Consider the following 12,492-nt stretch of genomic DNA (forward strand, 5'->3'; position numbering starts at 1 on the left):
CTAAAAGTCTTATTTCAAAATTAACTTAAAATTTCAATAAAATTAATAGTATTTAAAAATCATTTTGATTAAAGTTAGACATTATATGAATTTTAAAATTGATAATTTACAATATTGCAACTGGTCTAGAAAAATTTTTGAATATAATAGATCTGCTGGGCTAGATGCGGTTCATGTAACAATAGTTTATCACGAAGATTATCATGAACTTTTAGAAGAAATTAAAAAATGGGAAATACTTTTCTCTGAAAACTCAGACTTAATATTTCTTGGAAAAGATTATAAAGATATTGAGAAAGCTAATTCTGAAAATAAAACTGCAATTTTTTTTGGTTTTCAAAACTGTTCTCCAATCGAGGATGATATCAATTTAGTAGAGAAAGTTCATAACTTAGGATGTAGATTTATGCAACTGACCTATAACAATCAGTCATTACTTGCAACGGGTTGTTATGAAAAAATTGATAGTGGGGTTACAAACTTTGGGCGTGAAGCGATAAAAGAAATGAATAGAGTTGGTATAGTTATTGACATGTCTCATTCAGCAGAAAAAAGTACATTTGATGCAATTGAATTAAGTGAAAAACCAATAGCGATCACTCACGCAAACCCATCTTTTTGGCATGCTGCAAAAAGAAATAAATCTAATGAACTTTTAAAGGCATTAAGTGAAAGTGGTGGTATGTTGGGTTTATCTTTATATCCCCATCATTTAAAAGATAATACTAATTGTACAATTGAAAGCTTTTGTGAAATGGTTGGAAAAACAGCTGAGATCATGGATATAAAAAATATCGGTATAGGTTCTGATCTTTGTTTAAATCAACCTGATAGCATCGTTGAGTGGATGAGAAATGGAACCTGGTCGAAAAGTAAAAATTATGGGGAGGGCTCCAAAAATAAACCTGGTTTTCCTGATCAACCTGTATGGTTTGAAGATGCCAGAGGATTTAAAAATATTGAAAATGGCCTTAAAAAGATAGGATTTTCAGATAGTGAGACACATGGAATACTAGGAAACAACTGGTATAATTTTTATAAATCAATTTAATTATGAAAATTGAATTAAGAGACCCAAATACAATAATGAAGTTGTCAAGATTGGGATCATTTCATCAGTCAAAATTATCATTTTTAAGAAGTTTTTTAAGTGAGTTTAAAGATTGGGACTACAATAGAGATTTGTTTAACTTAGACCAAGAAGGTTATGGTGAGGCTGTATATTCATTTAAAAAAAAAGATAGAGTTTATTCTTTAGTATGTTTTGCAAATCCAATTAAAGATGAGGAGAGATCTGATAGGGTTATAGCTACTAAATGGGATGCAGCATTTACATTGCATGATGGCATTCCTAATAAGGATGATATTAAAAGATTAAAAGATGAAGTTCCAAAACAAGAAGTTGGGAGACTTACATTTAAAGAGTTAACTTTATCCAGAGCAAATAAATCTGTGAGAGTTTTTAACCATGTTGTTGAAAGTTTAAGTGAGGGCAAACAACCTGATGTAAACCTATTATCTAAAGTTGGCTATTTGTATAGAACCACAGCAGTTTATGGATCTGGTAAATTTGGACTTGCTGACAGATTTAGAATTAAAAATAGAGAGGAGATTAATGGTCCTTTTAGATTAGAAATGATGTTGGTTTACCTTGTAAGACAATTCACTTTTGATCAGGTAAATCATGTTGCACATTGTAAAAATCCAAAAAAAGCAGTCAAACTAGATAAGCAAATTTGTAAAAATTTAGGTATTGGTAACTCAACTGGCCTTGGTATGGCTCCCTTTATAGTTAATCACCCAACTTTGTTAAATAATTGGATCCTAAGTAGAGAAACAGCCTTAAAAGAAATTAGAGAAATAAAAAATGTTGCAAACGAGGATAGTGTACTTTTTATAGATTGTGTCAAAAAATCATTAAAAAATATTACTAGCTGGAATACAGATAGTGAATATCAGCAAAAAAAAATTAGCTTACTTCTCAAGAATGTTGAAAAATTTATATACCACATTGAAAATAATTTTGATTTTAAAACTGAATATCCATTTAACGAAATATATTTGTGGTTAGAGCAAAATACTTGTGAAGAATGTATAGAGTATATCGTATCCATAATGATGGAACCTTATAACAATATTACCAACCCTTTGGTTAGCAATATGAGCTCTGATGAAGATAAGTACTTTAATATTCCAACCAATCGATCGGTAAAGGAATTACGAGATATCCTTGAAACCAAATACCAAAATATTTTAGATATTAATTTTGATAAAAAAGAAAATTATCAAAATTTCTGGTTTATATCCAAAAATAAAGAAGAACCTAGATTAGCAGATAGATTTGAAGAACATGGATCTGAACTTGAGCAACCACTTGCTGTTGCAAGAGACATAAAAAAACTTCATGAAAAATTATTATCTGTAAAAAATAATTCATCTATAGCTGAATTTTTATCCTCAAACTCAGAATATCGACACGTTGTGAGAAGAGCCTTTATAATAGAAAAGTTTCCATATTCAGAAATTCAAGACAACACAATTAGCAAAAATATTGTTCCCATTGATATGTTGAGGCTTAAATTGTCTTTTTTTGGTGCATTAAAGTTTGATCCAAGATCAGATAAATGGTTAAGAATTTGCATGTTCCAAGGTGCACCATTACCAGGTGAATTAAAAAACTACGATGAGCAATGGGTGTATAAAACTAATAATTAATTATGAGATCTTTAAGTGAAATTGAAACTGCAGCCAAAAGAGCAAGTAGAGCAGTTGGTTTTTCTTGGGGAAATTCTGAAGAGGTAGGAAAATCTATAAGACTATTAGAGATGTTTGGGTTACAAGGAATCAAAAATTTAAATTATTATTATAAAGAGAAAGATACAAAAAATTTTGAAGATTTAAATTTAATTAGTGAAAAAAACGAACCTTCTTCAGAAGCTTTCTGCCCAATTATACTTGGTATTAGTTTTTTGGATCAAATTAAATCGATAGAAAATTTTGAGACAATTAAATTTAAGAAAATCGCACACCCAGTTATACTTTTATCATTTTTAAGCAGAGCATCAGAAATAAGTGGAAAAAAAATACATGTTAAATTTGATCAAAATGAAATTTTGTTGAATCTAAATGTAAATATTTCTTCAAATATTTTTAATAAAGAGTTTCCTAAATTTGCAAATGAAATTGAGATTAAATTTGTTAATAACCAAGATAATTTCACAGATTCAGAGTGGAATAGTTTGTATAAATTAGCTGAAAATACTTTTGTTGAAGAAAGTGAAAGCTTAAAACAAGGTGCTGCTGGAGCAGGACTTACAGATAATGACTGATAAACCAGATAAGAAATATGGTGAAGAAATTGCTAAAGAATTAAATAATATTTGTGAAGAATGCAAGAAAGAGGACGAAAGTGTTTCTCAAAATCTGATTTTAACTAGTTATAAACTGTGTTCGTCATGTAGAGTTTCTAAAACTATTTTTCCAATTTAGCTAATCTGATTTACAGGCAGCATATTCATTCTACTCATTACAAAAGAAATAGATAAGAATGCTATTATCAAAAATGATAAAAATACTATTCCAAAAGATTTAATATTAGATTTCAAACCTAATATTTGTTTGGTAGAGATAATTAATCCTGCAAAAATCCAAAATTGTGTAAGAAAAATTATCGGTATCATCATGTTTGGAGTTACTGCAAAAAATCTAAGTAAACCAGGTGCGTGAGCAAATCCAACAGAAGTTAAAACTTTTTTAAAAGGAACTTTTGTTTTTTTGTCTGGAAAAAGCTTAACACCAATTACATAAATAAAGATTGCCCAAACTAACCAAGTTATAATTGATGTAAGTCCTGACATGGCAACTGCTGTTTTTATTACTGTGTTTGCGGCTACAGCACCAGCAATTCCATCTAAGATCATTATAAGTCCAGCAAAATAAACTGAAGCCTCTCCAAAGTTTTTATTATCTGTATAAAGAGATTTATCTAATTTAATTGATTTAAAAACTATATCTAAAAATTCACCAAACATTAATCTTTATTCTTTTTATTTTTTTGTGCTTTGTATGAAACTAGTAATGGAAATATTATTAAAGCAATTGCAATAATAATGCAAATTACGATTAAAAAACTTTTAGTCATTGAGAAAATGGGGGAGCTTAAATATTGCTCCCCCAAAATAGATTTAGCCTTTTACAACTTCTCTTGTATTTGCGTTGAAAGACTCTTTAAATGGAATATCCACTACTACTGCATCAACAGGTGTTCCTGGTGTGTCAGAGTATTTTTCAGGTAGATGAACTTTAAATTTAGTTCCAACAGTACCTTTTGGAAAGCCATTAGAGTTTAATGTTCCATCAAATGGAACATATCCCATAGCAATGTTTTGTTTTTTCTCTGGGTGATACCAAGGAGAGGTGATAAATCCAACGGGATCTCCACCATTCTCAGGTGACACTAGCCAAAAATCAGGAGCATACTCTTCAATTGGTTTTCCACCTAATTCAAGCCCAACTAATTGTAGCTTGTAAGGTTTTTTACCATCTTTAATTTCTGCGCCCATTTTTTCTAAAGCAGCTTTACCCACATAATCAGCTTTTTTAGCCCATTCACCTTTTCCAGATAATGAAACTTGGTAACCTAGGTTACACTGAAACGGATTATGTTGAGCATCCATATCTTGACCCCAAGAAAGAATTCCAGCTTGAATTCTTCTATGATGAGCAGGAGCAATAACCATAAGGCTATGTTTTTTACCTGCAGCAAGAACAGCATTCCACATATCTTCAGCGTATAAAGTAGATTCTCTTAAGTATATTTCATACCCAGCTTCTCCAGAGAAACCAGATTGAGAAATTACACAACTTCTTCCACCTACTTTAACTTCTGCTAAACCGTAGAAAGGCATATTGTCGAAATCAACTTGATCCCCACAAAGATCTTTCATTAAAGCTTTTGATTTTGGTCCTTGTATTTGTACTGGACTGACATCAATCTCTTCAATCGTACAGTCAAATCTTCCATCAGCATTTACCCCTTGAAGGTACATGCCAATATCAGAGTCTGATAAAGAAAACCAAAACTCATCTTCAGAAATTCTAAGAAGAATTGGATCATTTAAAACCCCACCATATGCGTTACACAAGATTACATATCTTGCTCTCATAGGAGAAATCTTTGTTGCATCTCTAGTTATTACATAGTCAGTAAATTTTTCTGCATCCGGACCCTTAACTCTGATTTGTCTTTCAACAGCAACGTTCCACATAGTAACGTGATTTACAATTGCATCATACTCAACCATTGCTCCACCATCTTCTGGTTTTACATATCCTCTTGGGTGATAAATACGATTGTAAACTGTTGCTCTCCAGCAACCTGCCTGCATTGATAAATGCCAATAAGGTGATTTTCTTACTCTTGTTGAGATAAGCATTTCAACTTTAGTTGGCCCACTTTGTCTTAAATTGTATGGTACTGCACGATCTGATTGATCAACTGTAGTAGCATGTTTTAACTTAGTATAGTCAAACTCATTAGACATAACTATTCTCCTTCAACCACTTGTTTGTTTCCTTCAAGCCGCCGAATGTATAAATGTGGAAGTTATCAGTATGTGATTTAACTTTCCCAATTAAATCATTAGGGTCTTTAGGTTTCAATAAATCTAACGCCTTAGTAAAATTAGATTTAAGAAAGTTAATGGAATTTTTCGCCCCGACAATATTAGCAAATTTTATTAAGCTAGATATTTTCATCGGCCCAGTAATTCCAACATGCACTGGTACGCTTTGTTTAGAAATGAAATCAACAATAGGCTGACTATCTAATAACCATTGAGTTACTATGTAATCAGCATAAGGCTTCTTATCTATCATTGCTTTTTCTAAATTTTGTTCTGGTATATCTGGACTTCCTTCAGGATGTCCTGCAATACCAATTTTAATTCCTTCAAAAAAACCTGTTTCTAAAATTTGATAAGAGCTATCGAACTTTCCAATTGGACCTCTACTTCCTCCAATTACCAAAGCTTGTTTAACTCCTTGGTCTTTACATCTTGAAACATAATTTTTTAATTCATCTTCATTGTTTATTGATCTAGCTGGAAAATGAGGAACAGGATTAAAACCTTTTTTTACAAGATCTCCAGATTTATCAGCTGTTTCTTTATAATCGCCACCAGGCAACATTGTAACGTAAACATCCTTTACAGGAGGTAAAGTTTCTAGGTCTGTGTGTGGACCAATTTCTAATGAAAAGTTCATTTTTTCCCGATCATTATCTTATTTGAAAAAGCTGTCAAAGAAATTCAACAGCTCCAAAATGAAAATTTGTTGCCAAAATTTATAGTCATGATAATTTTTTTTATGGAAAAAAATCATAAAATTAGATCTCTCTCAGATATCCTAGACATCAAGAAACTAATGAATGTGGATAAACCAATTGAGACTGCAAATGGCCTTCCAAATCAGTGCTATACAAGCGAAGAATATTTAGAGTATGAAAGAGATAAGATTTTTTGTGATAAATGGACAGTAATTGGAGTAGGCAACTCAATACCTAATCCTGGAGATGCTAAACCGTGCAATCTGCTCGGAATTCCTTTAATGATAGTCAGAGACAAGGATCTTAAAATTAGAGTATTTCACAATGTATGCAGTCATAGAGGTTTTAAGCTTTTGGATAAACCATGCACTCTTAAGAATGTAATTAGATGCCCTTATCACTCGTGGTCATATGACTTTAAAGGAAATCTATTAGCCACCCCACATATAGGGGGTCTTAATAATCATAATTCAGATAAATTTGACAAGAATCAGAGCAATCTTAAAGAAGTCAGATCTAAAATATGGATGGATATTATTTTTGTAAATATAAATGCAAATGAAATCGAATTTGAAGATTATATCAAACCACTAGAAGACAGATGGTCAAAATTTATTAATCATGATGATCAAAAATTATTAGTTCATTCTAATGATTATGGTTCATTTGATTTAGAAGTTAAATGTAATTGGAAGTTTGCAATTGAGAATTATTGTGAAAGCTATCATTTACCTACTATTCACCCAGAATTAAATAAAGTATCAAATATTAATGATCATTATCACATTCAAGGGTTACCAAATCGATTTGCGGGACAAGGAAGTGAGAAATATGAAAAACCAGTTAAAGGAAATAACAAATTTGATACATTTAAAAACTGGGAAAAAAAATCATTCAAAAATTCTGAATATATTGCGCTATTCCCAAATGTAATGATTGGTTTGCACATTGATCATTTTTATGTATTTTGGTTAGAGCCAATTGGAATAAACAAAACCAAAGAGCATATGCAAATGTATTATATTGGTGAAAAAAGTGCAAACGGTGAAGAGCTCAAAGATTTAAGAAAAGAAAATGCAAGATTCTGGAAAGATGTTATGTTGGAAGATATAAGTGCGATAGAAGGAATGCAAGAAGGAAGAGGTTCCCCAACTTATAATGGTGGAAATTTTTCGCCAGTTATGGATCAACCAACTCATCAATTTCATAAATGGGTAGCGAATAGTTTAATATAAAAATGAAAATAATTTTAATAATGGGTCTACCTGGCTCAGGAAAAACAACATTAGCTGAAGAATTAGCACCAATGCTTAATGCAAAAAGATTAAATGCTGATGAGGTAAGAAAAGAAGCAAACGATTGGGATTTTTCTGAAGAGGGAAGAAAAAGACAAGCAAAAAGGATGGCAGACTTTGCGTTAAAGTTAAAAGACGATGGAAATTTTGTTGTAGCAGATTTTATTTGTCCAACACCTGAAGCAAGAAAATTATTTCCTGCAGATTTTGTTATTTGGGTTGATACTATTAAAGAAGGAAGATTTGATGATACTAATAAAATGTTTATTAAACCAGATAAGTTTGACTATCATGTAACGACACAAGATGCTAAAAGTTGGGCACCAAAAATATTAAAGGAGATAAAATAATGGCTCACGAATGGGATAATAAAAAACCAACCGCACAAATGTTAGGAAGATGGCAACCATTTCATGATGGCCATTACACTTTATTTAAAGAGATTGTAAAAAAAACAGGTCAAGTTTGTATTCAAATTAGAGATGTTCAAGGGGTTGATGACAATCCTTTTGATTTTGAAACAGTTAAAAAAAATATTGAAGATAGATTAAATCCAGAGTTTGAAAGCCAATTTAAAGTAATGATGGTGCCAAATATTACTAATATTTGTTACGGTCGTGGTGTTGGTTACAAAATCGAAGAAATTGAATTATCCAAAGAAGTTCAAGAAATCTCAGCTACTAAAATTAGAGCCAAGATGAGAGAAGAAGGAAAATTGAAATAAGTTATAATGAACGATAGACTAAAAGCTATTGTAGATTTAGAAAATTATCCAATTCACGATCTATCATCTAACAAGATACAGACAATAATTAAAAAATGTAAAGATGACTTAGAGCAGTTTAGCTGCTCTACTATTCCAAATTTCATTTTGCCAAATTCAATTGAGACTATGAATTTTGAATTAGAGAAAAAAATTGATAAAGTTTTTATGTCTAAAAAAAGTATTAATCCTTATCTTAACTCTAAAGATGACCAATCTTTATCTCCAAATCATCCTAAAAGAACTTTCTTAGAAAGGGACAATGGATATTTGAATTCAGATCTTTTTGATAAAGATTCTGAAATGAAATTTTTATACGAGCAGGAAGAACTTTTAAAATTTGTATCTGCTTGTCTGGGAATCTCGCCAATATACAGATGGGCAGACCCATTAGCTTGTCACGCATATAATGTGATGAGATCAGATGGAATTCTTCCTTGGCATTTTGATAGTTGTGAGTTTACACTTAGTATAATGATCCAAAAACCAGATGAAGGTGGAATTTTTGAATATTGTCCTTTCATTAGAGAACCAGGAAATGAAAATTTTGACGAAGTTAAAAAAGTACTAGATGGTGACAGATCAAAGGTTAGACAATTAAAATTAGAACCTGGAGATTTACAAATATTTAAGGGTAGATTTACAATGCATAGAGTAACTAAGGTTAAAGGAAATAAACCAAGATATCTTTGCATCCCAGCTTATGTGTTAGATCCTTGGAGAGTTAATACTCCCGAACATTCAGAAGCTATATATGGAAAAGTTTTACCAATTCATACAGAAAGAAATCAAGCTAGACCTGATGGTTTAGCTGATTGATATGACAAGCAATATTAAAACAAAAAAAATAACAAATGAAATTGCATCAATTATTATTGATGAGCAAAAAACTTATAATTCATTATCGTTTAAAAATTTAACTGATTTACTTAAAGCTTTTAAAAAACTTGATGCTGATAAACAATTAAAAGTTATTATTTTAGAAGGTGCCGGTAAAGGCTTTAGCGCTGGACACAATTTAAAAGAAGTAAGAGGATTAAAAAAAAAGGAAAAGTACCAAAAGTTATTTAATCTTTGTTCAAAAGTAATGCTTCAAATTGTTGAAGGAAGAAAACCAGTTATTGCTAAAGTTCATGGAGCTGCTTTTGCGGCTGGATGTCAATTAGTTGCAAGTTGCGATTTAGCTTACAGCACAAATGACACTTTGTTCGCAACACCTGGGGTTAACATAGGATTATTTTGTAGTACACCAATGGTTGCGGTCAGTAGAAAAATTAATAGAAAACCAATGATGAAAATGTTGTTAACTGGAGAACCTATTAAAGCAAATTATGCAAAAGAAATTGGATTAATTAACGATTTTTACCCTAAATCAAAACTTAATAGTGAAGTATTAAAAGTTGCCAAAACTATTGCATCTAAATCAAATTTAACAATCAAAATAGGTAAACAAGCTTTCTATAAACAATTGGAGATGCCATTAAGAAAAGCGTATGCTTATACAAGTAAAATGATGTCAATTAACATGATGGCAATGGATGCTAAAGAAGGTATATCTGCATTCTTAGAAAAACGAAAACCAAAATGGAAAAATAAGTAATGAAAAATAAAAAAAATATTTTAATTGTCATTTTTATTATATCGGGAATGTATTTTGCTTTAAGTTTTAACGATCATAATTTAAAAAGAGCAGTAGATGCCTGTCTTGCTGGAAGTCAAAAATTATCAGAGTCAAAGATAACAGATTTAAAGGAAGCCCGAAAATTTTGCGAAGATCAGATTAAAAAAAATAAATAATTTATGTCTGAGATCAAAGATATTCTCTCAAAATATAAAACTATTGCAATGATTGGAGTAAGTAAAGATTCTACAAAACCCTCAACGATAGTTATGAAATATATGCAAAAATATGGATACAAAGTAATTCCAGTTAATCCAAGAGTAAAAGGTGAAAAAATTTTAGATGAAGAAGTGTTTGAAAAAATAACAGATATAAAAGAACCTGTTGATATAGTTGATGTTTTTAGACCTTCTAAAGAAGTATTTCCTATTGCTGAAGACACAGTAAAGATTGGAGCAAAAGTTTTGTGGTTACAATTAGGTATAAAAGATGATGATGCAAAAGAATTAGTTAAGAAAAACAATATTGAATATATTGAAAATAAATGTACTAAAATGGAATACCAGAAACATTTTTTAAAAATTAGACAAGCATTCCCTGTTTTAAGCAATTAAATGAATATAGTAAATTTTACACCTGTTACGGCAACTCTTGGAGGCATATTTATTGGTTTGGCTGTCGCAGTATTTTTTTTATTTAATGGTCGATTAGTAGGTATAAGCGGAATAGCTGCCAATGCTTTAACTGAGAAAAATAATAGATTTGATAACATATTATTTTTATTAGGTTTGGTCATTGGACCAATTCTTTATAGTTTATTTACTAAAAACGAAATTAACATCACAATCTCAAATTCTTACATTTTATTAATATTTGCAGGTCTTTTGGTTGGTATTGGAACCAGAATAAGTGGCGGCTGTACTAGTGGTCATGGCATTAGTGGTTGTGGAAGATTTTCACTTAGATCAATTGTTGCAACTATAACTTTTATGATTGTTGGAATATTAACAGTTTTAATAAAAAATTTTTTATGAATAAATTAGTTTCATTAATTTCAGGAATTATTTTTGGTATTGGGCTAGTTATTTCAGAAATGATTAATCCTGAAAAAGTTTTAGGTTTTTTGGATTTGTTTGGAAACTGGGATCCTTCTTTGGCTTTTGTTATGATTGGTGCTTTAATAGTATCTTCTCCATTATTTCATATAATCAAAAAAAAAGAAAAACCAATATTTGCTGAAAATTTTAATTATTCAAATAACAAAAATATTAATAACCGACTTATTTTAGGATCAACAATATTTGGAGCTGGCTGGGGGCTAATTGGATTATGTCCTGGACCAGCTATATCATCAATTGCACTATTAGATATTCACTCAATAACATTTGTTTTCGCAATGTTTGTAGGTTTTTATTTAGTGAAATTAATTAACTTTGATAATTAAAATTTATGAGTAAAAAAATATTTTTAGTTTACGGCCACTATAATAACAAATCTTTTAATGCCGCAATAAGAGACACCTTTATAAAAACAGCTGAAGAAAAAGGGAACAAAGTTGATGCCGTTGATTTATATAAAGAGAAATTTGATCCAGTTTTTGCAGGTGAAGAACCTGGTGAAGATGTTTTAAACCATCGTCAAAGAATTGAAGAGTGCGATACAATTGTTTTAATTGCACCAATTTGGAATTTTAGGATGCCAGCAATAGTTGAAGGTTGGATAGATAAAGTATTAGCACCACCTTGGGCGTTTAAATTTAAACAGTTGTGGGGTAACTATGGTTATCCGATTGGAAATTTGAAACAAAAAAAAACAATTATTTTTTGTACTTATGGATCTCCAAGATTAGCAATTACGACTTTTTTTTTAAATCTTCCTATTAGAAGGCTTAAAAGAGGAGTGTTTCATATGTGTGGCATATATAACATTGTCTATAGAAGATATTTTGCAGTACCATTTGTAAGTGATGCAAAAAGACAAGAATTTTTAGATGATGTTAAAAAGACTGCCATTAATATTTAAAGTTTTAGCTCTACTCTTAATCACTATTCCAGTATCAAAAGCAGATATCTTAAAACCTAATAGCAATATAAAACCCAAAGAAGTTGTTAAAATTCAGCTATCTGGCCTTCAGAAAAATGACCTTAATTTTAAAGATAGTGGCATAGAGCAAACATGGAATTTTGCCCATCCAAACAACAAAAAGGTTACAGGTCCTTTAGGTAATTTTAAAAGAATGTTGAAGGGCAACTCCTATGAGATGATGATTAATCATTTGAGCCATACAATTACCCAGCTTGGAAGTAGCGATAAATGGGCTCAATTTGAGGTGGTTATTTTAGATAAAAATAAAATCTATCACAAGTTCAATTGGCAGGTTGAAAAGTATACTGAAGAGGGTGAACTGAAGGATTGTTGGCTGACGAGCATGGTCTCAAATCCGATCCCACTAGGCAGTTCAATTTAATTATCCACAGATACAATTTTG

The 12,492-nt window shown here is 30.7% G+C and carries 18 protein-coding genes; 15 read left to right on the forward strand and 3 right to left on the reverse strand.

Annotated elements, in window-relative coordinates; translation table 11 throughout:
* Positions 1–85 precede the first annotated feature (85 nt).
* Genes ACIJYB_RS01995 through ACIJYB_RS02010 form a run of 4 tightly spaced genes read left to right on the forward strand, consistent with a single transcriptional unit; the run spans position 86 to position 3,489 of the window.
* Positions 86–1,051 (forward strand): membrane dipeptidase, encoded by a 966-nt coding sequence (locus ACIJYB_RS01995; protein ID WP_435151753.1) that lies wholly within the window; start codon positions 86–88, stop codon positions 1,049–1,051.
* Between the two features lie 2 nt (positions 1,052–1,053).
* Positions 1,054–2,715, forward strand: a complete 1,662-nt coding sequence (locus ACIJYB_RS02000) for a hypothetical protein (RefSeq protein WP_435151755.1) — start codon at positions 1,054–1,056, stop codon at positions 2,713–2,715.
* A 2-nt stretch (positions 2,716–2,717) separates the two neighbouring features.
* Positions 2,718–3,329 (forward strand): DUF3726 domain-containing protein, encoded by a 612-nt coding sequence (locus tag ACIJYB_RS02005; RefSeq protein WP_435151758.1) that lies wholly within the window; start codon positions 2,718–2,720, stop codon positions 3,327–3,329.
* Entirely contained in the window at positions 3,322–3,489 is a 168-nt protein-coding gene (locus ACIJYB_RS02010; RefSeq protein WP_435151760.1) for a hypothetical protein, read from the forward strand. Before ACIJYB_RS02005 ends, ACIJYB_RS02010 begins: the two co-directional genes overlap by 8 nt.
* On the opposite strand, the gene ACIJYB_RS02015 is transcribed toward ACIJYB_RS02010, so the two are convergent.
* The 3 genes from ACIJYB_RS02015 to ACIJYB_RS02025 all read right to left on the reverse strand — a co-directional run bounded on the left by ACIJYB_RS02015 (position 3,486) and on the right by ACIJYB_RS02025 (position 6,264).
* On the reverse strand, positions 3,486–4,031 hold the full coding sequence (locus ACIJYB_RS02015) for a hypothetical protein (protein WP_435151761.1): 546 nt from the start codon (positions 4,029–4,031) through the stop codon (positions 3,486–3,488). The two genes, ACIJYB_RS02010 and ACIJYB_RS02015, sit on opposite strands and share 4 nt — an antisense overlap.
* A 153-nt stretch (positions 4,032–4,184) precedes the next feature.
* Positions 4,185–5,543, reverse strand: a complete 1,359-nt coding sequence (locus ACIJYB_RS02020; protein WP_435151764.1) for an aminomethyl transferase family protein — start codon at positions 5,541–5,543, stop codon at positions 4,185–4,187.
* A complete protein-coding gene (locus ACIJYB_RS02025; RefSeq protein ID WP_435151767.1) occupies positions 5,536–6,264 on the reverse strand; it encodes a methylenetetrahydrofolate reductase in 729 nt (242 codons plus the stop codon). The genes ACIJYB_RS02020 and ACIJYB_RS02025 overlap by 8 nt, the downstream gene beginning before the upstream one ends.
* Before the next feature lie 102 nt (positions 6,265–6,366).
* On the opposite strand from ACIJYB_RS02025, the gene ACIJYB_RS02030 reads away from it, so the two are divergent.
* From ACIJYB_RS02030 to ACIJYB_RS02080, 11 genes are read left to right on the forward strand one after another with little or no spacing between them, the layout of a single operon-like run.
* Positions 6,367–7,560: an aromatic ring-hydroxylating oxygenase subunit alpha gene (locus ACIJYB_RS02030; RefSeq protein WP_435151770.1), complete on the forward strand. Its 1,194-nt coding sequence runs from the start codon at positions 6,367–6,369 to the stop codon at positions 7,558–7,560.
* 2 nt (positions 7,561–7,562) lie between these two features.
* A complete protein-coding gene (locus ACIJYB_RS02035) occupies positions 7,563–7,970 on the forward strand; it encodes an AAA family ATPase (protein WP_435086658.1) in 408 nt (135 codons plus the stop codon).
* A complete protein-coding gene (locus ACIJYB_RS02040) occupies positions 7,970–8,344 on the forward strand; it encodes a cytidyltransferase (RefSeq protein WP_435151772.1) in 375 nt (124 codons plus the stop codon). The genes ACIJYB_RS02035 and ACIJYB_RS02040 overlap by 1 nt, the downstream gene beginning before the upstream one ends.
* Before the next feature lie 6 nt (positions 8,345–8,350).
* On the forward strand, positions 8,351–9,202 hold the full coding sequence (locus ACIJYB_RS02045) for a HalD/BesD family halogenase (RefSeq protein WP_435151775.1): 852 nt from the start codon (positions 8,351–8,353) through the stop codon (positions 9,200–9,202).
* Position 9,203: 1 nt separating this feature from the next.
* Positions 9,204–9,983, forward strand: a complete 780-nt coding sequence (locus ACIJYB_RS02050; RefSeq protein ID WP_435151777.1) for an enoyl-CoA hydratase — start codon at positions 9,204–9,206, stop codon at positions 9,981–9,983.
* Positions 9,983–10,180: a hypothetical protein gene (locus tag ACIJYB_RS02055; protein ID WP_435151780.1), complete on the forward strand. Its 198-nt coding sequence runs from the start codon at positions 9,983–9,985 to the stop codon at positions 10,178–10,180. Before ACIJYB_RS02050 ends, ACIJYB_RS02055 begins: the two co-directional genes overlap by 1 nt.
* Positions 10,181–10,183: 3 nt before the next feature.
* The gene (locus tag ACIJYB_RS02060; RefSeq protein ID WP_435151783.1) at positions 10,184–10,618 is read left to right on the forward strand and encodes a CoA-binding protein; all 435 of its coding nucleotides are present in this window, start codon (positions 10,184–10,186) and stop codon (positions 10,616–10,618) included.
* The gene (locus tag ACIJYB_RS02065; protein WP_435151785.1) at positions 10,619–11,038 is read left to right on the forward strand and encodes a YeeE/YedE family protein; all 420 of its coding nucleotides are present in this window, start codon (positions 10,619–10,621) and stop codon (positions 11,036–11,038) included. It begins immediately after the preceding gene.
* Entirely contained in the window at positions 11,035–11,448 is a 414-nt protein-coding gene (locus ACIJYB_RS02070; protein ID WP_435151788.1) for a DUF6691 family protein, read from the forward strand. The genes ACIJYB_RS02065 and ACIJYB_RS02070 overlap by 4 nt, the downstream gene beginning before the upstream one ends.
* A gap of 5 nt (positions 11,449–11,453) precedes the next feature.
* Positions 11,454–12,026, forward strand: a complete 573-nt coding sequence (locus ACIJYB_RS02075; RefSeq protein ID WP_435151791.1) for an NAD(P)H-dependent oxidoreductase — start codon at positions 11,454–11,456, stop codon at positions 12,024–12,026.
* Positions 11,995–12,471 carry a hypothetical protein gene (locus tag ACIJYB_RS02080; protein WP_435151794.1) on the forward strand — a complete coding sequence of 159 codons (477 nt, stop codon included), beginning with the start codon at positions 11,995–11,997 and terminating at the stop codon, positions 12,469–12,471. The genes ACIJYB_RS02075 and ACIJYB_RS02080 overlap by 32 nt, the downstream gene beginning before the upstream one ends.
* Positions 12,472–12,492 lie beyond the last annotated feature (21 nt).

This window comes from Candidatus Pelagibacter bacterium nBUS_44, from assembly GCF_051200895.1.
In the GTDB taxonomy this organism is placed as follows: domain Bacteria; phylum Pseudomonadota; class Alphaproteobacteria; order Pelagibacterales; family Pelagibacteraceae; genus Pelagibacter.

Bases quoted from the DNA above. Each gene is read 5' to 3' on its own strand.
- ACIJYB_RS01995 (WP_435151753.1), top strand. From the start codon at position 86: ATGAATTTTAAAATTGATAATTTACAATATTGCAACTGGTCTAGAAAA.
- ACIJYB_RS02000 (WP_435151755.1), top strand. From the start codon at position 1,054: ATGAAAATTGAATTAAGAGACCCAAATACAATAATGAAGTTGTCAAGA.
- ACIJYB_RS02005 (WP_435151758.1), top strand. From the start codon at position 2,718: ATGAGATCTTTAAGTGAAATTGAAACTGCAGCCAAAAGAGCAAGTAGA.
- ACIJYB_RS02010 (WP_435151760.1), top strand. From the start codon at position 3,322: ATGACTGATAAACCAGATAAGAAATATGGTGAAGAAATTGCTAAAGAA.
- ACIJYB_RS02015 (WP_435151761.1), bottom strand. From the start codon at position 4,031: ATGTTTGGTGAATTTTTAGATATAGTTTTTAAATCAATTAAATTAGAT.
- ACIJYB_RS02020 (WP_435151764.1), bottom strand. From the start codon at position 5,543: ATGTCTAATGAGTTTGACTATACTAAGTTAAAACATGCTACTACAGTT.
- ACIJYB_RS02025 (WP_435151767.1), bottom strand. From the start codon at position 6,264: ATGAACTTTTCATTAGAAATTGGTCCACACACAGACCTAGAAACTTTA.
- ACIJYB_RS02030 (WP_435151770.1), top strand. From the start codon at position 6,367: ATGGAAAAAAATCATAAAATTAGATCTCTCTCAGATATCCTAGACATC.
- ACIJYB_RS02035 (WP_435086658.1), top strand. From the start codon at position 7,563: ATGAAAATAATTTTAATAATGGGTCTACCTGGCTCAGGAAAAACAACA.
- ACIJYB_RS02040 (WP_435151772.1), top strand. From the start codon at position 7,970: ATGGCTCACGAATGGGATAATAAAAAACCAACCGCACAAATGTTAGGA.
- ACIJYB_RS02045 (WP_435151775.1), top strand. From the start codon at position 8,351: ATGAACGATAGACTAAAAGCTATTGTAGATTTAGAAAATTATCCAATT.
- ACIJYB_RS02050 (WP_435151777.1), top strand. From the start codon at position 9,204: ATGACAAGCAATATTAAAACAAAAAAAATAACAAATGAAATTGCATCA.
- ACIJYB_RS02055 (WP_435151780.1), top strand. From the start codon at position 9,983: ATGAAAAATAAAAAAAATATTTTAATTGTCATTTTTATTATATCGGGA.
- ACIJYB_RS02060 (WP_435151783.1), top strand. From the start codon at position 10,184: ATGTCTGAGATCAAAGATATTCTCTCAAAATATAAAACTATTGCAATG.
- ACIJYB_RS02065 (WP_435151785.1), top strand. From the start codon at position 10,619: ATGAATATAGTAAATTTTACACCTGTTACGGCAACTCTTGGAGGCATA.
- ACIJYB_RS02070 (WP_435151788.1), top strand. From the start codon at position 11,035: ATGAATAAATTAGTTTCATTAATTTCAGGAATTATTTTTGGTATTGGG.
- ACIJYB_RS02075 (WP_435151791.1), top strand. From the start codon at position 11,454: ATGAGTAAAAAAATATTTTTAGTTTACGGCCACTATAATAACAAATCT.
- ACIJYB_RS02080 (WP_435151794.1), top strand. From the start codon at position 11,995: ATGATGTTAAAAAGACTGCCATTAATATTTAAAGTTTTAGCTCTACTC.